At 38.9% G+C, this 23387-nt stretch carries 19 protein-coding genes and 1 pseudogene; 5 read left to right on the plus strand and 15 right to left on the minus strand.

The features are described from left to right. Nucleotides 1-280: 280 nt before the first annotated feature. Nucleotides 281-2236: an electron transport protein gene (locus ACVIJU_RS18585; protein WP_456687892.1), complete on the minus strand. Its 1956-nt coding sequence runs from the start codon at nucleotides 2234-2236 to the stop codon at nucleotides 281-283. Between the two features lie 609 nt (nucleotides 2237-2845). Here ACVIJU_RS18585 and ACVIJU_RS18590 point away from each other — a divergent pair. Next, nucleotides 2846-3748, plus strand: coding sequence for an AEC family transporter (locus ACVIJU_RS18590; protein ID WP_063387889.1), 903 nt, complete (start codon nucleotides 2846-2848; stop codon nucleotides 3746-3748). Between the two features lie 55 nt (nucleotides 3749-3803). Here the strand turns inward: ACVIJU_RS18590 and pdxR are convergent, their stop codons facing one another. Next, entirely contained in the window at nucleotides 3804-5258 is a 1455-nt protein-coding gene (pdxR, locus tag ACVIJU_RS18595) for a MocR-like pyridoxine biosynthesis transcription factor PdxR (protein WP_130158426.1), read from the minus strand. Nucleotides 5259-5383: 125 nt separating this feature from the next. On the opposite strand from pdxR, the gene ACVIJU_RS18600 reads away from it, so the two are divergent. Continuing rightward, entirely contained in the window at nucleotides 5384-6319 is a 936-nt protein-coding gene (locus ACVIJU_RS18600) for a DMT family transporter (protein ID WP_130158424.1), read from the plus strand. A 497-nt stretch (nucleotides 6320-6816) separates the two neighbouring features. On the opposite strand, the gene ACVIJU_RS18605 is transcribed toward ACVIJU_RS18600, so the two are convergent. From ACVIJU_RS18605 to ACVIJU_RS18655, 11 genes are all read right to left on the minus strand, one after another. Further along, nucleotides 6817-7125, minus strand: a complete 309-nt coding sequence (locus ACVIJU_RS18605) for a hypothetical protein (RefSeq protein WP_130158422.1) — start codon at nucleotides 7123-7125, stop codon at nucleotides 6817-6819. Between the two features lie 243 nt (nucleotides 7126-7368). Next, nucleotides 7369-7530, minus strand: coding sequence for a hypothetical protein (locus ACVIJU_RS18610; RefSeq protein ID WP_165381964.1), 162 nt, complete (start codon nucleotides 7528-7530; stop codon nucleotides 7369-7371). Beyond that, nucleotides 7527-8198, minus strand: coding sequence for an ABC transporter ATP-binding protein (locus ACVIJU_RS18615; protein ID WP_456687893.1), 672 nt, complete (start codon nucleotides 8196-8198; stop codon nucleotides 7527-7529). The genes ACVIJU_RS18610 and ACVIJU_RS18615 overlap by 4 nt, the downstream gene beginning before the upstream one ends. Before the next feature lie 440 nt (nucleotides 8199-8638). Next, nucleotides 8639-8830, minus strand: a complete 192-nt coding sequence (locus tag ACVIJU_RS18620) for a hypothetical protein (protein WP_456687894.1) — start codon at nucleotides 8828-8830, stop codon at nucleotides 8639-8641. 76 nt (nucleotides 8831-8906) lie between these two features. After that, nucleotides 8907-10403: a hypothetical protein gene (locus tag ACVIJU_RS18625; RefSeq protein ID WP_456687895.1), complete on the minus strand. Its 1497-nt coding sequence runs from the start codon at nucleotides 10401-10403 to the stop codon at nucleotides 8907-8909. 785 nt (nucleotides 10404-11188) lie between these two features. Beyond that, the gene (locus tag ACVIJU_RS18630) at nucleotides 11189-11563 is read right to left on the minus strand and encodes a hypothetical protein (RefSeq protein WP_456687896.1); all 375 of its coding nucleotides are present in this window, start codon (nucleotides 11561-11563) and stop codon (nucleotides 11189-11191) included. A gap of 202 nt (nucleotides 11564-11765) precedes the next feature. Next, nucleotides 11766-12836 carry an ABC transporter ATP-binding protein gene (locus ACVIJU_RS18635; RefSeq protein ID WP_063387896.1) on the minus strand — a complete coding sequence of 357 codons (1071 nt, stop codon included), beginning with the start codon at nucleotides 12834-12836 and terminating at the stop codon, nucleotides 11766-11768. Continuing rightward, nucleotides 12833-14575 carry an ABC transporter permease gene (locus ACVIJU_RS18640; RefSeq protein ID WP_456687897.1) on the minus strand — a complete coding sequence of 581 codons (1743 nt, stop codon included), beginning with the start codon at nucleotides 14573-14575 and terminating at the stop codon, nucleotides 12833-12835. The genes ACVIJU_RS18635 and ACVIJU_RS18640 overlap by 4 nt, the downstream gene beginning before the upstream one ends. Before the next feature lie 17 nt (nucleotides 14576-14592). Next, the gene (locus ACVIJU_RS18645; protein ID WP_117017240.1) at nucleotides 14593-15636 is read right to left on the minus strand and encodes an ABC transporter substrate-binding protein; all 1044 of its coding nucleotides are present in this window, start codon (nucleotides 15634-15636) and stop codon (nucleotides 14593-14595) included. Next, entirely contained in the window at nucleotides 15629-16444 is an 816-nt protein-coding gene (surE, locus tag ACVIJU_RS18650; protein WP_066248180.1) for a 5'/3'-nucleotidase SurE, read from the minus strand. The genes ACVIJU_RS18645 and surE overlap by 8 nt, the downstream gene beginning before the upstream one ends. After that, on the minus strand, nucleotides 16441-17235 hold the full coding sequence (locus ACVIJU_RS18655; protein ID WP_066248178.1) for a sugar phosphate isomerase/epimerase family protein: 795 nt from the start codon (nucleotides 17233-17235) through the stop codon (nucleotides 16441-16443). The genes surE and ACVIJU_RS18655 overlap by 4 nt, the downstream gene beginning before the upstream one ends. A 795-nt stretch (nucleotides 17236-18030) precedes the next feature. On the opposite strand from ACVIJU_RS18655, the gene ACVIJU_RS18660 reads away from it, so the two are divergent. The 3 genes from ACVIJU_RS18660 to ACVIJU_RS18670 all read left to right on the plus strand — a co-directional run bounded on the left by ACVIJU_RS18660 (nucleotide 18031) and on the right by ACVIJU_RS18670 (nucleotide 21060). Continuing rightward, nucleotides 18031-19236 carry a methyl acetate hydrolase AcmB gene (locus ACVIJU_RS18660; RefSeq protein ID WP_066248177.1) on the plus strand — a complete coding sequence of 402 codons (1206 nt, stop codon included), beginning with the start codon at nucleotides 18031-18033 and terminating at the stop codon, nucleotides 19234-19236. A 352-nt stretch (nucleotides 19237-19588) separates the two neighbouring features. Further along, the gene (locus ACVIJU_RS18665) at nucleotides 19589-20266 is read left to right on the plus strand and encodes a helix-turn-helix domain-containing protein (protein ID WP_456687898.1); all 678 of its coding nucleotides are present in this window, start codon (nucleotides 19589-19591) and stop codon (nucleotides 20264-20266) included. Continuing rightward, complete coding sequence (locus ACVIJU_RS18670; protein WP_456687957.1) at nucleotides 20224-21060, plus strand: IS3 family transposase; 837 nt, start codon at nucleotides 20224-20226, stop codon at nucleotides 21058-21060. Before ACVIJU_RS18665 ends, ACVIJU_RS18670 begins: the two co-directional genes overlap by 43 nt. Before the next feature lie 165 nt (nucleotides 21061-21225). Here the strand turns inward: ACVIJU_RS18670 and ACVIJU_RS18675 are convergent, their stop codons facing one another. Then, nucleotides 21226-22026: an ExeA family protein gene (locus ACVIJU_RS18675; RefSeq protein WP_063389145.1), complete on the minus strand. Its 801-nt coding sequence runs from the start codon at nucleotides 22024-22026 to the stop codon at nucleotides 21226-21228. Beyond that, nucleotides 22019-23271 (minus strand): annotated as a pseudogene (locus tag ACVIJU_RS18680) (IS481 family transposase). The gene ACVIJU_RS18675 and the pseudogene ACVIJU_RS18680 overlap by 8 nt, the downstream one beginning before the upstream one ends. Nucleotides 23272-23387: the final 116 nt, after the last annotated feature.

Raw genomic sequence — 23387 nt, forward strand, 5'->3', positions numbered from 1 at the left:
GATCATGTTATTGATCGAAAAAGTATGTAATTTTGAAACGATCTAAGAGCATATTCTATGTGGCGATATTATCTTTTTCAACGGAACCATAAATACATAATTTTAAATTTCTGATTTTCCCGTTATATGCAATATCTGTACAAACTTATTGGAATTTAATCAAATAAGAGTCCTAAAGGGAAAGAACACTGATTTAAAGTCATTGCCCCCAATGGTTTTCTAATACAATTTTTATCGATAAAAAAGGAACAGGCATAGCTCATAATACCCTGTTCCAGTTTTACTTATTTTTTTGAATCGCCGTTAACGAAAGTAAATATTTGATCAAAGCATCTTGCTCTGATTTTGTGAACCCTGTTGATTCATCAACCCAATATTCATGTCCGATGCCTTTAATGTGCAAATCTTGGAGCTGCTGGGATGTAAGATTTGCTTTAATCACTTTGTCACGGAGGCTTTTATCAACAAGCGCCCGAAGACTGTTTGCAGGATCTGGTGTAATTCCTTTTAAAATAGTCCCTGTTACACCAATTTCCTGATCGATATCGTTCCCGACTGCCACACTGCCGTCATGCAAATAAGGAGCTGTCCAATACAACCCGATAAGACTTGGAACTTTGTATCCACCTGGCGAGTCTCCTAATGCAAAGGCTAATTTCAACTGATCACGATTAAGATGTTCAGTTGGCACTTTTAATACAGTCGGTTTTTTTGGAAGAGGAACAGGAGTTTCAGGTGAGTATAATAAAGATTCCCCCATGACCTTTCCGTATTTTTTTAACGCTTTCGCCCTTGAAGGTTCGGTTCCAATTTCCTTAACAGAGATCACTTGATTGTTTGTTAATGTACTTCCTGCATGACAGGTAATACAGTTTGCTTTCGCAAACACTTTTTTCCCCTGTTCTATGGCAGCTCGTTCAATCTTCATGTTTGGCTTAGGAGGCTGGAGCGTATTTTGCCAAGCCGCAACACCGTTATTTTGTTCGTTGAATTTGTAGCCCGGACTGCTGACAATTAATCCGTCCGGTGCTGTTAATGAAACTTTCGGAAATTGCGGCGGGGCAACAAGCTGATTAATGCCTGGAACATCAGGTGTGGGATCAACAGTTTGAAAAAACTTGGAAGGCTTTACACCGCTCTTGGGATTATAGCGGAAATTAGGATTTGCAGCGTTTTGCAAAATAGTCCCTAAATATACTTCTTTGTCAATCCCAAAAAGGTCTTTGCTGATTTCCGATTGTGACAGAGTATCTGCGTTTTGGGCATGAACATTGTTGCTAAACGCTGACAACCCCCGAAACGAACCGGCTGCTGCAAACCCGCTCCATCCATACGGATGATCTCCTAATGTAAAAGAATCCGGAATATCAGTAGGATTGCTAATTAAATCAATAGATGAATCGAAATGACCCCTTGGCCATTTTTGAAAGGTTTCATCAACAGCTTTTTCTAAAGATTCCGGATCCGGCAATGCTTCTTTTGTACCTTTTGTAGTTGTAACAGAACGATCTGTTCCTTTTAAATAATCTTTGATACTGGCAATATTTCCATGAGTAAAATAAGCGCTTGAGTTCGTTGCCAAAGCTAACAAAAGACCAAGATTTAAATCGTTGTTCGGTGCTCCTTCAATAACTTGTTTCGTATTTTGATCAACTGTTGCATGGCAAGCAGCACAGCTAATCCCGACTCTTATTTTTCCTTTTGAAAACGTTACCGGCATCCCAAGCGGAACATATGTACCTTTTACAACATCTATTCCTGTATCAATTTTTTCGCCTTTTTTGTATCTTTTCCCTCCAATTGTTATATCATCTGCCAATTCGACACGTAAGTTTGTTGTTCCTTCTCCTTTTAAAGCCATGATCGCCTTTGCAATATTACCGATCGTAAATGGACCGTCGATAATTCCCATAATATCTGTTAAAAAAACTTCATTCCCGAATGTTTCTTCATAAAATGTGTCCCTCCCGATTTTTAGAAGATGATGATTGATGGTCACCGCTCCATTTTTTGGTGAAAGCTCTGTTTTATCTTCTGTTTTGATAAGATTTGTTGATTTTTCACTTGCTATTTGCTTACCCCAAAGATCAAAACCGCTAAATTTATTTGGAACATATGGCATGACTTTTTCATTTTTAGGTTTATATCCATATCGAAAATCAACCGTAAAGAACGAGAACATTCCGATGCACAAAAGAACTAACAATACGGCCATAAACCATTTCTTAAAGGTCATGTTTTTGTTCTGCCCTCCTTCCGACTGCAATGACTATTCATAATATCTCTAGGAAAAGGCACAATTATACTGAAGATCCTTTTATATAGAAAATAATTCAGTGGACAAAAAAATTCTTAGAGATGGAAAATATCATGCAGTTTGTTCTAGAAATTTTCCCCATCCACTTTTCAAGGACATAAAATAATAAGAGTATGATAAAGTTCCGTTAAAAAAATAAAGTTGTTTTCTCATTTTCCTTAACAATATAACTTTTACATTTTATTCGGATTTCTTCTGTGAATCTTTAAATTTATTAAATTTGTTGCTAATAACTGGGCTTTTGCTTTATTATTTGAAATGGATGTTGCTTATACCAATTTAATACAGTGGTCTCAACAATTGGGCTTTCAAATGTTTTGGGTATTTTTGGAAGAATGGTATTTTATCCTTTTGTGTAAGAAGAATATGGACGGAACAGGCTAGGTGGCAGCCGATTTGAACTTTGCAACTATCTAAAAAAGAATTGGCGTGCTTTCATATTTCAGCTTTAACTTTACGTGATAAAGCATTGGGCATCTGCTCAATGCTCTATTGTTTGTTCATTTTACGCAGAGTGGTGAAAAGGTTATGGAATTTGTTCTGATTGTATTGCCGGCTTTTATCATTTTTGCAGTCGGATATGTAGGGCAAAAAACAATTGGCTTTGACATTAAATCTATTTCGGTCATGACGACATACTTAATGTATCCGTTTCTTGTCTTCCGGACATTTTATACAAACAAAATTACACTTGATTATTTTTATATTCTTATATTTTGCTTGCTTTTATGTTTCATATTAATGGTTATCGTAAAAATTGTAAGTAAATTAAAAAAATTGCCGCAATCGATAGAGTCTGCCATGATGTTATCAGCTGTTTTCATGAATAGCGGCAACTATGGGGCCCCAATTATATTGTTTGTTTTTGGTCAAACTGCTTTTGATTATGCAGTCATCATGATGGTTATCCAGTCCTTTTTAATGAATACGATCGGTCTTTACTACGCTGCCATTGGCAGCAAAGAAGACAGCAGCATAAAAAGCGCCCTTATGAAAATAGTGAAAATGCCCGTTTTATACGGTTCAGCTGCCGGCATTTTGCTTCAAATCCTGCATGTTCCGGTGCCTGATTTCATCATGCAGCCTGTCGGTTTGATTGCCGATGCAACGATTCCGACCATTATGGTCATTCTCGGAATGCAGCTCGCCAACATCCAGCTAAAAAGTGTAAAAGCTGGCGACGTCGCTTCCATCTTTATCATTCGCATGATCATATCGCCTATTATTTCAATTGGTATTATTCTTTGTCTTCCGCTTGAAGACTTGCTTGCAAAAATTTTAATCATTCTTGCATCTATGCCTACTGCAGCCAACACGACAATGTTTGCTGTTCAATTTCAAACAGAACCAGATTTAGTTTCATTCAGCACATTAACCACGACGCTGGCCAGCATTGCTACAGTGCCGCTCTTGCTTGCGCTGCTCTCTTAAAAAAGAAACTAGCGAGCAGCATTACATGAACGGCAGCTCAAATGCGTCAAATGTGTCACATCTCTTTTTTATAATTTGCCATCATATTTTGCAAAATGTCCACCAGCTTTTCGATACCGACTTGCAAATCATGCTCGCTCAAATAAGAATAGCTGATGCGAATATAATGTTGTTTCGGTTCATGAAGAAAACAGGCGCTTCCGGGCAAATAAGAAATCTTATTTTTCCGAGCTGCTTCTTGCAATTTTATTGGCTGAATCACGGATGGAAGTTTAATCCAGGCATTCAATCCGCCTTTTGGTTTATAAATCATTACTTCCTCTAAATTTTTGAATGCGTCAAGAACCGTATTCCTTCTTAATTCAAGCGCAATTTTTAGTTTTTCCATATGATTTTTCATCCGCTCCGTTCGCAAAATGGGAAGCAGCGCTTTTTGCGGTAAGAGCGGGCTTCCGATATCCATCGTCGCTTTCGTGCCGTACAGCCAGTCGAATAAAACCCCATCCACAATGACAGCCGCAATGCGAATGCCTGGCGCAGTTGTTTTGCTAAATCCTTTAAGGTAAATGACGTGACCGTTTTTATCAAAGAATTTTATTGGCTTTGGCACCGTAATATTGTCAAATGAAACTTCGCTGAATGAATCGTCTTCTAAAATTAAAAAATGGTACATTTCTGCTAGTTCTACCAATTGCTTGCGGCTCTTTTCCGGCATGCATGTTCCAGTAGGATTTTGAAAGGTTGGGTTTACATATAATAGTTTTGGTTGATGCACCTGCAATTTATCCTCCAATTCATCTACTTTCAGTCCCTCTTCATCTACTCCAATCGATACGACTTGAAATCCTTTATTGACAAAAACATCAATGGCCGCACCATAACAAGGGCTTTCAACCATCACAACATCCCCTGGACTTAACAAAGTTTGCGCCACTAAGTCAATTCCTTGCTGTGCACCGCTTGTAATGATCATTTTGTCGTGTTTAACAGATAAGTGATGGAAGTTAAATAAGTAATTGGCAATTTCATACCTTAATTCTTCATCTCCTTCAATAGGACCATATGTCGACAACACAAGGGGATGCTGCTCCAATATTTTTTTCATTTCTTGAACAAGGAAGTGAGATGGAAGCAGCCTTGGATAAACGACTGCTTGGGAAAAGTCATAAATCTCTTTTTCACGATAGGCGAGATATTGTGATCTTGTTCCATTCATCTTCATCTGATGCTGCCAGCCGAAAGATTCAGAGTGCTTTTCATATGATTTTTTCTTTCCTGCTGCAACAAAAACACCTTTACCTTGCTGAATCTGTATATATCCTTTCAATTCCAGCAGTTTGTAGGCTTTTTGCACCGTCAGCAAGCTTACATTAAGTTCATTTGCTAACGATCTTAAAGAAGGAAGCCTTTCACCGTGAAGAAGCATGCCCGATTGAATCCGTTCTTCGATTTGCCTGCTAATTTGTTCATAATATGGGGTGCCTAATTTTTTATTAACCGATAATTGCATTGTCTCCCCTCCCATTACATAAAAGACAAAAGATAAAAGCGCATAACTGTTATACAGTGCATTGTACTGTTATATACCGTTGTCGTTATAATATCAAAAAACTTAACAAAAAGGAGTTATTCTTCGTGGTTATTTTGAATTACTGTTTTATATGCTTAATTTTTGGAACAACTTTTTTAGCTATCAAAATCGGAATTGAAGCAGGGGCACCGCCGTTTTTTTCAGCGGGAATGCGTTTTTTTGCCGCTGGGGTGATTATGATGGCCGTCTTTAAAATGCGGAACTATCGATTGAAAACCGTTTTATTTTCCTCTTCGCTCGTGTTTAACGGTTTTTGCTTAACTTTTATCACTTTTGCTTCATTATATTGGGCTGAGCAATTCATCCCGTCCGGACTAGCTGCTGTATTATCTGCAACAGGCCCGATGATGGTGCTGCTCCATCAGGCAAGAGAGAATAAACAACCGATCAAAAAAGAACAATTAGCAGGGATGGCAGCTGCTTTAATAGGCGTCTTTTTGATCTCTTCACCGGGGTTCTCTTTGTCTGTCTCCGGCATGTGGGTTTTGGCTTGCTTTATGATCATATTAAGCGAGTGGTTTTATGGACTTGGGACAGTTCGGGCAAAAATGTTTACAAGCAAACATCCGGATATCTCGCCGTTTCTTTCAAATGCCGTACAAATGTTTTACGGCGGCATTTTCTTATTAGCTGTATCCTTTTTAACGGGCGAACAAGGCAAATGGCTGCTGCTGGCAAGCTATGAAACGGTGTTATCACTGCTCTATTTAATCATCATCGGCTCCATCGTCGGCCACGGGCTGTATTATTGGCTTGTTTCAAAAACAAATCCGGTTTTTCCGTCAACTTGGCTTTACATTTCGCCTCTTGTCGCGCTAATCGCCGGCTACATAATATTAAATGAAATCATGAAACCCATTACGCTGATCGGCGTCTTCTTGATTTTATTTGGTGTATTTTTAACTAATCGATCAACTTTTTATGAGTATTGGAAAAAGGGAGCGTTGTTTCACAGGACCGCTTCAAAAAATTTTGATTGAAAACTCTGGAATATTTTAAAAAAAGCCGTTAAATCCCTGCGACAAAAACTTTCAGTGTGCCATTTCATCCATAGCGATTTAAAAAAATGAGGCCAGCTTGCCTCTCTCATTCAGAGGACAAGCTGGCCGGATTCTTTTGCACAGCTCTCTTAATATGTTTTAAATTTACCCATTACTTGATTTTTTTCAGATCGGCCACGTTGCGGCAAATGAAAGAACGACGACTTATCTATGTGTAAAGTGGGCTATTTTCAACAATAAAAAAGCTTGCAGAGAAAAAATACTTCTTTCTCCGCAAGCTGATAGGAAAGGAGAGTTCTTTTTAACCCCTCTTCAATCCATTAATTTTTTCTAAAAAAGTCAGTAAACGCGTTGAAAATTTCAAATCCTTGATAAGACAATAAAGAGAGAGCTGTAATTGAAAAAAATGCTGTCAATAACATACGTAACCAAATCATGGTACTCATCCTCCTTTGAATGATTTGTTTATGATTCATTCAAGCAGGTGAGACCACATAATTCGATTCGTAAAAGACGGGATTCAGCAAAAACCGTCTTTTGAAAGATTGCACAAAGCAATAGCAGAAATAAGTGGTGCTTAACGCTATAAAAATGTAACTGGCAATATCAAACCAAGAGTCTTTTCCTATATCTGGTCCATCAATCGGAGCAAAATTTTCTGCCAAATGATCGATGGTGCTAATTTCGTGTACAGCATTTATAGTTTGACTGGAACGATCACTGGAAATGTATAAACAGGTAATACTTATAAAAATAAAAATTGTCAGGGCAACGATTTTTTTCATGTATTCACGCCCCTTTAACATCTTTTCTTCATTATATACTTGGTTTTAATATTTTAAAACAAAAATGTTTTTCTGTCTTCCCCTCTGTTTAATTATTTAACAAACAATTTCTTTTCCTCGATGCTGCCATTTGCTTTAGTTCAGTAAGATTTCACTGTTGAATCCGGGAGGCAATCCGCAGTGCCTTCAAAAAACTTCACCTGTTTCTGTACGAATTTCCGAAATGCTGTCTGTCGGCAGGTTTTATTTTTTGAGACTTATTAAACGAATCAGTGAGGAGACCAAAAAAGCAGCAGCAACGGCTAGAAGAATTTTTCCGACAAGCAATGCTGTTATTTTCAGCACAAATACTGCCAAAATCATGACTAAACTGATTGCGATCATAATGTGAGAATAAGTTTTCATATGAGGTTCATCTCCTTTAGCTGTCTGTTTTCAAGCAGAAAAAATCGGCTGCCTAATTCGGCATAAATATATCGCTGGTGACTTGTAAATAAAATGCATTGTTCCTTGAACGCTTCTTTCAGCATCATGATCGACTGCTTTTGTGAGGCCTCGTCTAATGAAGTAAAAGGTTCATCCAAAATAATCAACTCAGGTGATCTTGCTAACATACTAATAAGGAATAGTTTATATTTCATGCCTAGAGAGTAATGTTTGACCGGCTTTTGCAAAGCATGTGTTAGATCAAACTGTTCACAAAGCTCTTGGAATCTTTCTTCATATGCAGCTCTTTTTTCTTTTTTGATCCTCCAAAGTGAAAGAATAAGCTCCTTATTTTCAAATCCAGTTAATGCATCATAAACAAGTGGTTTATCAGGAATATAGGCCATTGCTTCTTTAAAACGATCTGTTCCAGGCTTATACTGTTCATTAAATAAAATGTTGCCTGTATCCGGTTGGATTAATCCCGCTATTAGCCTTAGCAAAGTTGATTTACCGCTGCCATTTTTTCCGATGATACATGCTCGGTCTCCTGCATGTAATTGAAAGGAAACATTTTCCAGAAATGCTCCTTTTTCTGCAGTTTGTTCATACTGAAAAGCCAGTTGCGAAACTTGAAGCTTAACCATTAGAAATCCTCCAATAATCAACAAACAGTTTATAATCCAATAAAGCGAGACAATACGCCACAGCCCCTATTCTGCTTCCTTTTAGCGTAAGAAACTATTCCGTAATAAAGCAGAAATATCAAGATAAAGGGATAAGTACTTATGATTGAAAAAATTAATAGTTCCGGTATTTTCAAGCACTGTGTGAGAAAAAGGTAAGCCCTACATGACAGCGGTCATATAAGTTGTGATTTCCCTATGAGAATTGTCGTAAAACAAAGTGACTGCGGTCATCTTCCATCAAGTCAACGAACCAATTCCAAACATTGATAGCTCTCTAACATAAAAATAACTACGAAAGAAAAATTGTTTCCTAGTTGTAAATTTGGAATGCGCTCATTGCGAGTATATGGCAGCGAGTTCAAAAACAAGAAATAAATCAGTCCCAGCGAGGCAATCACTTATTCAGTAATAGAAAGGATTTTAACTTTTTCAACATGGTCAATTCCTTTTTTCATTGTATTCTTACAAACAATTAGGCAAATGGCTGAAACTATCATAAAATATAGAACAGATATGTAGTTGACAGCACCTGCCGCTTCCCTCAATACACCAATAAATAGTGATGCGAGCAAGTAATAAATAAAAGGCATGACGAGAAAGTTCCTCATAAAAGCTTGGCCGTTATTTACTATGCTTTCCTCTTCTTCAGTTGTTCCAATCTCGTATTCATGAATAAAATGGAACTTGGTGATAAATTGGAAACAAGTATAATTGAATAAATGGAAAAATGAAAAAAGAGATAGTTATTCCAATAAAAGGAATGATCATCCTGAGATCAGCTATTTGGAAATACGTAAGAATCATTATATTCCCTATCGTCAAAAAGAAAGATGGAATTAAATATAGGCAATAAAACAATTTCAATTTTGCCCAAAAGAATTCAGTTAACGAAAAAAATGATAGTTGGTACATCCATATGTTTCTTTTTTCGGTGCTAAAAGAAAAGAAAGAAGGAGTCAACATTCTCATTTCCATTGCTTGGTTAGCTAAAACCATCAAGTTCAATGTAAATAATAGCTGTATTTGGAGAGCCGTGTTTCCTGTCGCTGACATACATGCAGTAAAGAACCCTATATAAAAAAATGCTTCGTAAGATAAGACCATATAATTAAAAAATTCTTTTGAGAGCAGCCATCTTTTTTCACGTATGATTTGTAGATCTTTATAAATCAGTGCATTCTTCGGCAAAAAAATAGAACGTACCCAATGCAGCAGCTGTAGATAGAAGTGAAAAAAGTCACGAAATCTCTTAATCTCTCCATGATCTTCAGTTGGAATCATTTTAACAGGCAAGGAAAGTACGCCAACTAGAAGGAAAATCAGAGGCCCTAACATCCATGGAGTCCCAATAAAATGTTCAGTCTGCAAATATAAAGAGCCGTCTGAAAATAAACTCTTTTGAAAGGAGTTTATTTTATTCCCATATAGATTGATCAGCTGCTGAGATAGATTGACCCAAGCTGTATCTTCAGCTGCAGCCAAAAAGGATGGAAAATTATCCTTAAATGTTTTGAAAATAGGGACTAGAAGACCTGACACAAGAACGCGCCCCAGCATAAAAAAAGCAGTTGAGACAGCGGCGAAAAATACAAAACGGACCCACCCTATTTTTTTTACTACAATGTTATGAATATAGGCACCTGCAAGTTTATTGCTCGTCATAAACAACAGAGCGCCCAGCAGCAAAATATTCAACTGCTTCATCCAGAATAAAGCATCTAATGATTCCGCAATTCGTGATTGAAATAAAATATAAACAAAAAATAGGCTGGAATTTGTAAAAATGCTCCATACCAGCTCTAAAGCAATAAATGTGATATGTATTGATTTGAACGAGACTGGAGCAGCCTGAATAAGATCCATAAACGGTGGAATATGAGTTCTTCGATAAGCTCCGGCTCCCTTAAAAATTGAATAAAGAAGAAAAAAGACAATGAAACCACTCTCCCATTGCTGGCGATATTGCTGGGAGTATAGCCATTTGTACAAAACGGATACGATGACGAAGGCAAGCAAAATATCAAGAATAAAAGAAAACATCATATACTGTTTTGAACTAAGTTTTCTTAAAAAGGGCGCTTTTTTAATAATGAATTCGATGACAGCAGAATATTGCTGCTGCATTCTAACCGATAGCATAAGTGATAATAGTTTTATTAACATTCTCTCACCTGTATTTCAAAGTATGAAAATTCTTCATCGAAAAATAGTTTGACTTTCAAGCCGATAATCACTTTTCTTGATTTCCTTCTTTAGATATTAACGAATTGCTTCTTAACCTGCTGCAGCGCTCAATGAACGTCCGTCTGAACCAACTGCTGTTGGAATAGAAACGAGTGCAGTAATAGCTCCGCCAGCTTCAACAACATTTAAGACAACCGCCGCTACACTTTCACGATCTGCAGCTGGAAACGCTGAAGAGAGTGAGCACAGTGCAAACGTTAAATTGCCGACTGCTAAAGCACTAAAAGAAAAGACAGCTTGTTTTATTTCTTTTAGCCATTAACAGTAAATTACTTACTAAAATACTTTTTATTACCATCTAAGTTTAAGATATATTCAGACCACTATCAATACATCTTTGTAAATTTTATTCACAAAACTTTCACTCAAGTTTTTAAATTTTTTACAACACTCTAACCCAACAGATCAGGCAAGTATGAACTTCTATCCTGCTTGGCTTGGTAGGGATCTTATTACTATCGCAGATGATTTTGTAGTCATGGAAGGGTATCATTCCGCTTACGAGGCAGCATTATATCTGATAGGAAATAATGAAGGACAAAAATCTTTTTATTTATTATATGTCTTTGCATTATAGATCAAAAAATGCCTCTATATAACTTTATTAAGACAAAAGTAGAGCCGATTCTTTAATAGACAGACTCTAAAGTAAATTCATTCAAATTTCGTCTTAACAACTTATACAAAAACAAATTTTCCACAATTTAAGAGATATTCTTCCTTTTTCTAGAGATTTCATATTCTGAAGAAACATCTTTGGATAAGATGTTATTTATTTCTCCGATCAAATCATTTCCTAGCTCCTGAAATTTTTCCCAATCGATATTTTGATACTGAACACGATTCGTTAGTTGGTTAAATACATCATGATAACGAGAAATAAAGAGAGATAATTCATCTTCATTGTTTTCAGCTGTTTCTTCATTTTGTTGTCCTGTATTCGTTGAAGAAAGATTCGCTTCATTACTCTTCCCATTACTAGCTTCATTAGTTGACTCTTGATCTTTTTGCCTGACATTTTCTTCACTGTTTAAAAAATAAAAAACAGATAGACTGACAAGCAGAAATAAACCGCACAACTATAACACTACTACTTTTTTTGAATTCATGTCTTCCACCCTATTCCATTTTTTGATCTATTGTAAATATATAAAATTTTAAATCTATAAGAAATGACAAAAAAAGCACCCATCTCATTTGAGAGGTACTTGCAAACAGATTAGACCAAACTTAATCTCCATCAAGACAATCAAGTTTACACAGAACTTTGAATCTTTTATGTTATACAAGAACTGCTTCTTTTTTTATTACAGTATTTTGAAGAACGAGATTGACCGGATCTCCAACTTGAAAGCGGGAAGTATGTTGAATCAATTCATGTACCGTCCATTCTTCTTCACCTACTTGTACGATGTAATACATTTCTTTTCCTTGATATTGAACAAATTTTACCACCCCATGCGAAGAACCTTCTTTTGCTTTAGACAGCGCCCATTGATCCGGACGGACAGGATATAGACCCTTTTTTTTCAAATTAATAGATACTCCTATATCCGGCCATTTTTCATTAGGAAATGGCTTCGGAATAAACATTTTTTCCTCCCATTTACCTTGAATTAAATTGCATTTGCCTACAAAAGTTGCAACAAATTCTGTCTCCGGCCTTGTAAAAATCATTTCCGGCCGGTCAATTTGTTCAATTTTCCCATGATTCATTACGACAATTCGATCTGCCATCGCAAATGCTTCGCTTTGATCATGGGTAACATATACAATGGAAGCATTTGTGTGACGATGAATGTGTTGAATTTCCTTTCTCATTTCCATTCGAAGTTCAGCATCTAAAGCACTGAGAGGCTCATCCATTAATAAAAGACCTGGTTCTGGCGCAATTGCACGTGCTAAAGACACCCGCTGTTTTTGTCCGCCGGAAAGTTCATGAGGATATCGTTGGGCTAGCGACTCTAACCCAACCATTCGTAAAACATTTTTCACTCTCTCCTCCCTCTGCTCCTTATCAGCCTTTGGAGCAAACGAATGATGCATTAAAGGAAATTGAACATGCTCATATACTGTCATATGCGGCCATAAGGCAAACGATTGAAAAACCATCCCTATGTTCCTTTTTTCCGGCGGGAGGACGGCTTCCGCTGAAGCAACAACAGTATCATTTATCGTAATGGTTCCGCTTGTCGGTTTCATAAAACCGGCCAGTAATTTTAATAATGTAGTCTTTCCACAACCAGAAGGTCCCAAAATGGCGATAAATTCTCCATCCTTGATTGTTAAATCAATGGAATGCAAAGCTGTGACATCCCCATATGATTTTGAAATCCCATCAAGCCGAATCATTTTGTTTTCAACACCTTTCGTCTCCAAACTTTTTCAAGGCTGATAAACAAAAAACTGCCGAACAAAATTCCTAAAACAATTAAACTTGAAAATGCTGTGGAATAAGTGGTATATCCAGCCTGTTCGTAGTTAAAAATAACAACTCCCACCGTTTCGGCTCCTGTAGACCATAGAAGGCTGGAAACTGTCAGTTCGGTCAAAGAGGTTAAAAAGACCAACAAGGCTCCGCCAATGATACCCGGCAAAAGAAGCGGCATGAGAATTCGCCGCCATTTGACCAAAGGTTTAGCCCCTGACGTACGAGCAGCTTCTTCAATGGAAGGCTCTACCTGTGTCAGCGCCGTGTAGCTTCCCCTAACCTGTAAAATGATAAATCTTGTAATATAGGCAATAATTAAAATCCAAATGGAGCCGTAGATACCCGGGTTCCATCCTGGCAACGGCTGCATCCATGAAAAGATCATACTGAGAGCAAAGACAGTCCCCGGCAGTGCGTAAGGTATCGTTACAAACAGCTCCACTAACTTTGTCCATCTATTTGGTGATTTATAGCGAAAATACGCAATGGCCGTTCCGACAATCAATGAGACAATTGTCGTTAAGATCGCAAGCTTCATGCTGTTGCTGATCGCTGACATTGTTTTTGGATCAGAGAATAGAATGTATCGATAGTTTTCTAGTGATAAATTTTCTAATTGAAAAGGGAGCCCGTAAGCTTTTATTAATGATGTCGTACCCATTGAAACGAACGGAACGAAACTCGTAAACAACAAAAATGCCCAAACGGCTATTTCGATCAAACGCTTCCAAGTCAAAGATAAATGAATGCGAGGTTCTTTATCCCGTTTGACCGTTTCAATTACACGGCTTCGCCTTAAAAGAAGCCATTGAATAGACAGTCCGATTAAAGCAATTGCTCCCAACAAAATCGATAGAACGGCCGCTCTTGCAAAGGCAGCCGGTCCAAATCCGACGACTTCTTCGTAAATATACGTACTTAGCACCCGAATGTTTGCCGGGATACCTAAAAAAGCAGGGATCCCAAAGTTATCAAGATTTGATAAAAAAGCGAGCATTCCGCCGCTGCAAATCCCGGGCAATGCTAGCGGAAGGATGACCTTACGAATAATAGTTCCTCTTTTAGCACCGCATGTTTGTGCCGCTTGCTCAAGCTCCAGAGGAATTTTTCTAAACACTTCCACCGTTAGTAAATAAACAAGCGGATAATGAGACAAACCTAAAATAAAAATGATTCCACCTATGCTATACAAGTTTGGCAGCTTCCAATCTCTTGGAAGCATATGAAGAACAGCTGCAATTGGTCCATTGCCGCTAAAAAACTGAACCCATGCAAGTGTTGTAATGTATGAAGGAATAATAAACGGAAGAAAGATAAACAGCTGCATCCATTTTTTCCCGCTAATGTTTAAATAGGCGATAACCCATGCCATCGCAATCCCTAAAATAAGTGAAACCAAAGTAGAACCGATGACGATATAAAGCGTATTTTTCACAGTGATCCATGTTTGTTCTTCTTTCAGCACTTCTGAGTAATTCGAAAGTGAGACGGCACCCTCTTCTGTTAAACTTAATAAGATAAGGCGAAAAACGGGAACTATAAAAAATAAAATAATCAGTAAAAACCCGAAACCCATCCACAAGTTTTTCAATGGGAAGAAACGAGAAAACGAGGACGTGCTCCTCGTCATCCCTTTTGTTTGCTCTTTACCAGGAAACATCGTCCTCTCTCCTTTAATTATTGTTGACCAAATATTTCACCAAATTTTGCTTTATCTTCTTCACGAGATTGATAAAGCTCAGATATGTCTGCATTCAGTACGTTCAACTCATCAATCGTTTTTAATCCCTCTGGAGCATTAACGTCTTGGCGAATCGGTGTATATCCAAGTTCAGCTGCTAATTTTTGTCCTTCTTCTGATAAAACGAAATCTACGAAAGCTTTAGCTGCTTCTTCATTTTTTGTATCCTTCATAATACCGATCGGTTCAGTAATGACAGGAACGCCTTCTTTCGGATAGATGAATTCTACAGGGGAACCTTCTTTTTTGGCGCGCGCAGCGAGATAATCAACAACGATTCCGTATGGCTTTTCCCCTGAAGCAACCGATTTTAACACACCGCCATTCCCTTTCGTAACAGCCATTCCGTTTTCTTTTAAACGCTTGAAGAAATCCCATCCTAAATCGTTTTGTCTTGTAAACACTCCAAGATTGTATGCAGCTGCTCCTGAATAAAACGGGCTTGGCATAATTGCTTTTCCTTTTGCGTCGCTTTCCGTCAATACATTCCAGCTATCAGGTATGTTTTGCACACTATTTGTGTTCACTGCAAGAACAGTTGCCATCACTTTTGTGCCTGTGTACATGTCGTCGCTGTCAATAAACTGACCCGGAATTTGTTCTGCTTCTTTTGATTTGTAAGAAAGTAAAAGATCGTCATTTTTTAAACTTTCAAACGTTACAGCGTCTGCAACAAGCAAAACATCTGCTTGAATGTTTCCAGCTTCTTTTTCAGCTTGTAATTTTGCAATCACTTCTTCCGTTCCTGACCGGAAAGTATTGACTTTTACATCAGGATATTTTTCATTAAAAGCTGTCACTAATCTTTGAGCATCTTCATCAGGCTGTGAAGTATAGAAATTAAGTTCCCCTGAGACTTCCTTCTTTTGTTCTGACTGCGTTTCTACATCATTGCTTGATGAGGCATTATTGCTGCTGCCACAGGCAGCTAATACAAAAAGTAATGTGAATATAGTGAAAGCGGACAACCATTTACGCATTGGAATGTTCCTCCTTACCCTCTTTTAAGAAATTTAAAGAGCATTTTCGAAACCAGCGTTCAATCTGTTCCATTTTCCGTTTGTGATGAACGGGAAACTCCACAGGTGAAACGGTGATATAACCTTCCTTTAGCTTTAAATAATCACTGTTTTCGTTAAGGTTTACTAATTGGTTTAATTCATCCTTTAACCAAAAATATACTTGACCGTGCGGATCGTTTAGCCCTACGTATCGATAACGGGAAACTGTCAAATCTAAAGGAACTACCTCAACACCTTTACAAAGATAAATCGGAATATTCGGTAAATTAATGTTTAAGAAAACTCCTTTAGGAATTCGGTTTTGTAAAATAATTTCAACCGCTTTATACAAAAGCTGTTTTGTTTTTAAATAATTTACCTTCGCTTCATCAAATTCGTTCAACGATACTGATACGGCTGGAACGTTGTAAAGAGAAGCCTCAACCGCCCCTGCCAATGTACCAGAGTAATATAAATCCCTTCCTAAATTCGGACCAAGATTAATACCTGAAAACAAAATATCAGGCGGAGTCTTTAACAGTACTTCCATCCCAAGTTTGACGCAATCGGCCGGAGTACCGTTTACGGCCCATGCCCCTTTCGTTCCAGAGAATATTTCCACAGGTTTCACTTTTAATGGTGTTCTGAGAGTAATGGAATGGCCGACTGCGCTTCGTTCTTGGTCAGGACAAACGACATAAACTTCACCAAAATGCTGAAGAACTTCTACAAGTGCTTCGACTCCTGGCGCAAAAATTCCGTCATCGTTTGTAACTAAAATTCTCAACGGACGACCTCCTTCAATCGATTTCCGTTCCGTTTTATATACAGTACATTTTTCTTTAACACCATCAAATCTTTTGAAGCATCAAACCCTTCAATAATTACTGGAATATTCTCGATAGTTAAAAATTTGTTTAATATTTCTTCTCCGATATCACCGTCACCTAACGGTAAATGAAGAATTTCTTTTGTTGCATCACTAATATGAATTTTGTTTACCTCCGGCATTTCATTCCAGATAGAAAAAATGTCTGCGTGTAATGGAATGTGGGCGACATCAAATGTCGTTTGAATTTGCGGGAAAAAAGGTACAATCACTTTTTTTACGGCGGCTGGTTTAATAATAAACTCTTTCGCCTTCCATTCCATCATTTCTAACGATAACGTGAGTCCTTCTTGTCTAGCTTTTCGATCAAGTTCTTCCATTGATTCGAACAAAAGCTCTTCATGGATAGAAACGTCTGAATCCGCAAGAGTCAGCTTTCCTGGATGAAATGTAATATTATCAGCCCCAATTTGTGAAGCCAGCTCAATAGATCGAATAATTTCATGAACGGACTGCTTGCGAATGCCATTATTTAGAGAGCTTAAGTTTAAATCCCAGCTTGCTGCGTGCATCGTCAGTTGCATGTTTGTTTCTTCTTTGACCTGCCGGATTCGTTTAGGCATGCTTTCATATTTCCACACATGCTCTGCCCAAACCTCAACACCGACAAATTTTAACTCTTTTGCCAGCCTAATCACTTCCTCAACCGGAAATGCCCATGCAAGTGTAGAAGCAAAGCGTATATTCATCGAACTGATTTCCTCCTTTCTTATTTTTTAATGAAATGGAGAGATTCATTTTTACATTGCCGATTAGAGAAAGATTTCGTGAGTTAAGTCCATGAAAATCACTTCCTCCTGAATCAACAATTGATTCTGACAAGCAATTGGAATATGTATGTCCACTTCCTTTTCATCTATCTTAAGTTTAGAAAAGATTTGTTAAGGAACACTTAAAGGCGGTTTGAACTTTTGTAAACATTCTGTAAATGAAAAAATAAAAATAAGAAATGAAAAAGCGGCTTCAAATCGCAATTATGCATCATTCCCAACTTAGAATGTAAATTGTTTGTAAATTTTTTACGATTTATTCATATTCTTTGCTAAATACACTCTTTTTTGTTTAGATATCACATGTGTTGTCATATTATAAAAATCATTGCGGACGTGATATTTTCCGAGTTTACTAGCAGTTTCCCACACAGATGAAAAAATTCAGTTTGTTTTTCCAAATGAGATTGATCCCGGAAATAATCGCAAAATATTTTATATGCCCCCTTTTGAGGACGCTAAAGGACATTTCGTTCAATGCGAAAATCCTTGCCGACAGTGGAATCTAAAAATTCTCTGCCTCTTCGGTTGTAGTACTTGAACTTAGCCTTCAATGCTGAATTCGCTGCTGATACAACTTCAAAAAAGACAATGAAAAAGCGCTCAACACAATAAAATTTGACAGGCTCTGTTTGAGCGTGATATAGTTTGTTTTGAAAATACAGAAAATTATTTAAATAATTAAAATTGTAAGCGCTTAAAGGGGGTAAAGAGATGACAAGACAAGCAGTAAAGGATGCTCTCAAGGAAACTCTTGACAAGGTGTTGGATACCGCTGTAGGCAGGGCTGGAGGAGCCCCTGGTGTAGTTGCAATGGTAACTGACCGGGACGGAAACATCTATGAGGGGGCAGCCGGTGTACGCGATCTCGGAAAGAAAACACCGATGACCACCGATACAGTGTTCGCTCTTTTTTCGACCACGAAGGCCATCACCGGTACGGCATTGATGAAATTGGTCGAGGAAGGAAAAGTCAGTCTCGACGATCCGGTCAAGAAGTATGTACCTGAGATTGCCGAGATTCCAGTTCTCGAAGGGTTTGACAAAGACGGGCAGCCAAAACTAAGGGAAGCAAAAACCGACGTTACGATCAACATGTTGATGCTTCACACTGCCGGCTTCGGCTACGAGTTCTTCAGTCATGAAGATCGAAAATACCGTGAAGCAAAGGGAGTACCTTCCATTCTCACTAGTACATTTGATTCTGTAAAGAGCGTGCTTCTATTCGAGCCAGGTGAACGCTGGAACTATGGCGTCAACATCGACTGGGTTGGTAAAGTTGTTGAAGCCGTATCCGGTAAACGACTGGGCGAAGTGATGGCAGAGCGTATTTTTGCCCCACTCGGCATGTCCGACATCGGTTTCACGTTATCACCTTCGATGATGGAACGCCGCGCAACCATCCACAGCCGCAGTCAGGATGGTCAACTCACACCAAAACCTGAGCTTATTCTCCCGCAATCTCCAGAAATGGATATGGGAGGACATGGTTTGTATGCGAGCATTGGCGAATACACGAAGTTTATCCGAATGATTCTGAATGACGGTGCGGGTGTACTCAAACCAGAAACAGTCGCGCAAATGTCTCAAAACGGACTTGGGGAATTGAAGAGCGGCGGATGGATTTCGTCCGATCCAACGCTGGCTAATGACGGCGAGTTCTACCCCGGCGTACAAAAGTCGTGGTCTTATACATTCCAGGTAAACGATGAACCTACCCCTACAGGTCGTCCAGCAGGCCAATTGATGTGGTCGGGATTGGCTAACCTGTTTTACTGGATTGATCACAAAAACGGGATTGGCGGATATTGGGCTACGCAAATATTTCCGTTCCAAGATGTGGGTTCATACTTAGGCTTCCTCGAATTCGAGTCAGCAGTCTATAGTACGTTGAAACGGTTCGGTCAGATTACGACTTGATCTAGGGAATGGAGACTATACAGATGACTCCCCCGCTTACTCCGTATAATGTCACAAAGTGCGGATGGATGATCATATAAAGTATTTTCTTTCTAACATACACTTCAGCGGCGGAAGCCATAGCTTAAGAGCTTGTTAGAAATATATTCGATAGCGCTTTCTTTAAGAATCCTTTTATGCACTACATTTATCAATATCAATCATTGAATATCGGAGATTTTCCGGGCCAATCTTTTTGCCTATCCAGCAAACTGAAACAAATTTTTAAGGGGCTGTCTAATAATGATATGCTCCCCTTAAGGTAGACAGATTAAAATATAAAAAATCTGTTTTACCTTAGGGGGAGTTTTCTATGTATAAGCAATATACTACAGAGTTCAAACTTGAAGTTTTACTTGCATATGAAAACCGAGAATGTACTATTCAAGAGCTTTGTAAAAGGTATCAAATTACTAAATATTCTTTAAGGCAATGGATAAATGAATTTGAGGAATTTGGAATAGAGGGTTTAGAACGTTCAAATTCTTGGAAAGGTTATACCAAAGAACTTAAGGAAGCAGCTGTAAAAGATTATTTATCTGGTGAGTTCTCACAGTACGAGATTGTCAGGACATATGGTATTTCAAGTAGATCGGTACTTCAACGATGGATGAAGAAGTATAATAGCCATAGAGATTTAAAGGATACGTCGAAAGGAAAGACAAGCTCTATGACTAAAGGAAGAAAAACGACTTGGAATGAACGGATACAAATTGTGCTTGATTGTTTAGGGAACGGAAAAGATTATAAAAAAACAGCAGAGACTTATGAAGTTTCTTATCAACAAGTATATCAATGGGTGAAGAAGTATGAAAATGGTAAAGAAGAAGCGCTGAAAGACAAACGAGGAAGAAAAAAAGAAGAAGAAGAGTTATCTCCAGAAGAAAAAATGAAACTGGAGATGAAAAAGTTAGAAAGAGAAAATGAACGCTTACGTGCGGAGAATCTATTTTTAAAAAAGTTAGAGGAAATCGAAAGGAGGCGAAAGTAAACCAAACCCGTTTTGAAGACAAGTATATCGCAATCCGGGAACTTCATGAGAAAGAAAACCTAAGCATAATCTTATTATGTGAAATCGCCGGTATTTCACGAGCTGCTTACTATAAGTGGTTAAAACGTTTGCCTTCCTCCCGAGAACTTCAGAATGAAGAAATCGTAAAAGAGATGAAAGTTCTCCATGAGAAAGTTGACGGCATCTATGGTTACCGTCGAATGACTTTGAATATAAATCGAAAGCTTGGTCAGAACTTCAATCATAAACGAATTTATAGACTGATGAAAGTTGCCGGTATACAATCTGTTATTCGAAAAAAGAAGAAATCTTATAAACGATCTACTCCTCAACATGTTGCAGAAAATATATTGAATCGTGAATTCACAGCGGAAAAGCCAAATGAAAAATGGGTAACTGATGTCACAGAATTAAAATATGGTTCATCAAAGAAAGCCTATTTAAGTGCTATTCTTGATCTATATGATGGATCAATTGTGAGCTATGTTTTAGGACATTCCAATCATCATCATCTTGTATTCAAAACGTTGGATCAAGCCACCACACTTTTAAAAGGAGAGCATCCACTTATTCATAGTGACCGTGGGTTCCAATATACCTCTCATGGTTTTAAACGTAGGATAGACCAAGCAGGGATGACACAAAGTATGTCAAGAGTAGGCAGATGTATTGATAATGGGCCAATGGAATCTTTTTGGGGAACGCTCAAATGCGAGAAGTATTATTTACATAAGTATCAGACATTTGAAGAATTAGCTCTTGCTGTAAATTAGCACACTATTTTAGAACCACTTTTTTCAAATTATTTTGGACTAAAATCGGAAATACCTCGCAAAATGTTTGCGAATTCTCTCCGATTTTGCACGCTTTTTCCGATTGTTTGCGCACTATTTCAGACGAGAATCGTAAAACCAAAAGGAGCCGTTCGGCCCCTTTCATTATGCCCCTGTTTCCTCCACCGCCATTCGAACAATTTCTTCGTCAATCACGTCTTTTTTTAGCTGGTAGCCGTATAAAAGGCAGGTAGTCGTTAACGTATTGATGACTCGTGGCCATCCTTGCGACTGTAGGGCAATTGCCTCTAGAGCCGCAGGGGTAAAAATCGAGTGTTTTACCCCTGCTTGCTTCATTCGCTGCTCAATGTACGCTGCCACTTCTTCTTTGGAGAGTGTCCCCATCCGATATCGCATGATGATTCGTTGCTGAAGCGGACGATGGTGATTCAAGCGCAGTCGTATCTGTAAGTGCGGCAGCCCTGCCAAAATCAACACGAACGGATTCGTTGAATCCATGTGAAAATTAAACAGAATGGCGATATCCTGCAAAAACGCATCTTTCGCTAGATGCATTTCATCAAGCAGAATCACAGGGGTGATTCGACGTTCATGATACATTCGTTCAATTCCTTGTTGAATTTGGTAAAACAAGTCCACCTTGCGGTATTTCGGCTCCTCGCCTAACCCTAAGGCTAGTCCTCGATAAAAATCCATCACACCACCCGTTGATAACGGGAAATACACCACGTGATACAACGAAGGATGTAACGATTCTTTGAACGTCCGAAGGGCGAACGTTTTCCCCACCCCCGGCTCTCCTGTCAGTAGACCGATTCCTTTCGTTCGTTTCACGTAATCCAATGCATGTAATGCCTCTTCGTAAGAAGACCCTCGATATGCTTCAGACGGACTTGTGTCTTTCGAAAACGGCTCTCGAGAAAGGGAGTAGAACGTTTTATACATCCGTTCCTTCCTCCTTTCCTAGTCCCGTAAATGGCGATCGATGGCGTTTCACGTGGGCATTATCGTGCAGACGCACCAGCGTCGCTTTCGCTGCTTCTTTGCCGTCTTCGTATACATACACCCCTTGCTCATCATACCGAATTTCCACTGATTGTCCGATAAACCGAGGTGGAACCTCATACAGCTGTTTGTTTAACGTAATCGTCCCATCGGCTTTCACTTTGCGAAACTCTCGCTTCAAAAAGACCGTATCCAGCCAAGTCGCATCCTCCACGAATGATACTACGTGCACTTGCGATTGAGAAACACTTCATGCGGCGTTTTTCCGTCTAACGACGCATGGGGCTTCCGGTGGTAGTCTTTTTCGAGCCACTTCCAGAAGCGTTCGTTCAGCTCTTGAAGCGACGTAGCCGGTTTCATCTCCAACAACGGGGAAAACCGAGTTTGCACCGTCTTAAAAAATCGCTCGATTTTCCCTTTGCTCTGTGGATCATATGGCTGCGTATGAATGAGCGTGATCCCTAATTCTGCGCAAGCATATTGTAGTGTCTCCGATCGATAAATTTTGCCGTTGTCCGAATAAATTCGTTTCGGCTTCCCGTACCGAAGCAGCGCTTCTTTGGTCACGATCCGCAACCCGTCAAATTTCTCGGAAGAGAAAAACTGAGCGTACGGTACGACCCGCGAACAGTCATCGATGTAGGCAATCAAAAATGTTTTTTGCGCTTTTCCATTCTCTCGTATCATTGGACCATGGGACAAATCCCCTTGCCATAACTCATTGACTCGATCGTACGCAAACCGTTTTCGTTCAGGAATCGGTAAAATTTCTTTCCCCACGAGGTTGTATTTTTTGCACAATCGATATATAGTAAAGTAAGATACAAGTTGTTTTTCGATTTCCCCCTGCTCAATAAGGTGTTGGTAAAACACCGTCACGGGCATGTGGGGAAGTTTTTTTCTTAGGGTTAAAATATGATCTTCGTCTTCAGGTGACAGCCTTCGGGAATGACCACGGTCTGACCGTCGTTTTGGCTTCAGCGCCTCAAAGCCCCCTTTTTTGTACTGCGTGCACCAATCTAGAATCGTCTTCGCTGCGATCCGTTTCTCTCCATAGTGCGGAACCCAATGCATGCGCGTTGACACCTCCTTCAGGTACGATGTCCGATCCACCTGCCCATTGACTAACGGTGCGATCAATCCATACCGAAATAGGGCGATTTCTTGTCTCACCGATTCGTCCATCAGGGTTTCCTCCTTCTTCGATTTTGCGGAAGAACCAACAGGTTCGTCCTGCCTTCATCATAACCCATCACTTTCCACTCGTCGACGCAAAAGGTTTGTGGAATCGATTGCTTTTG

Source organism: Aeribacillus sp. SP014 (assembly GCF_054055575.1).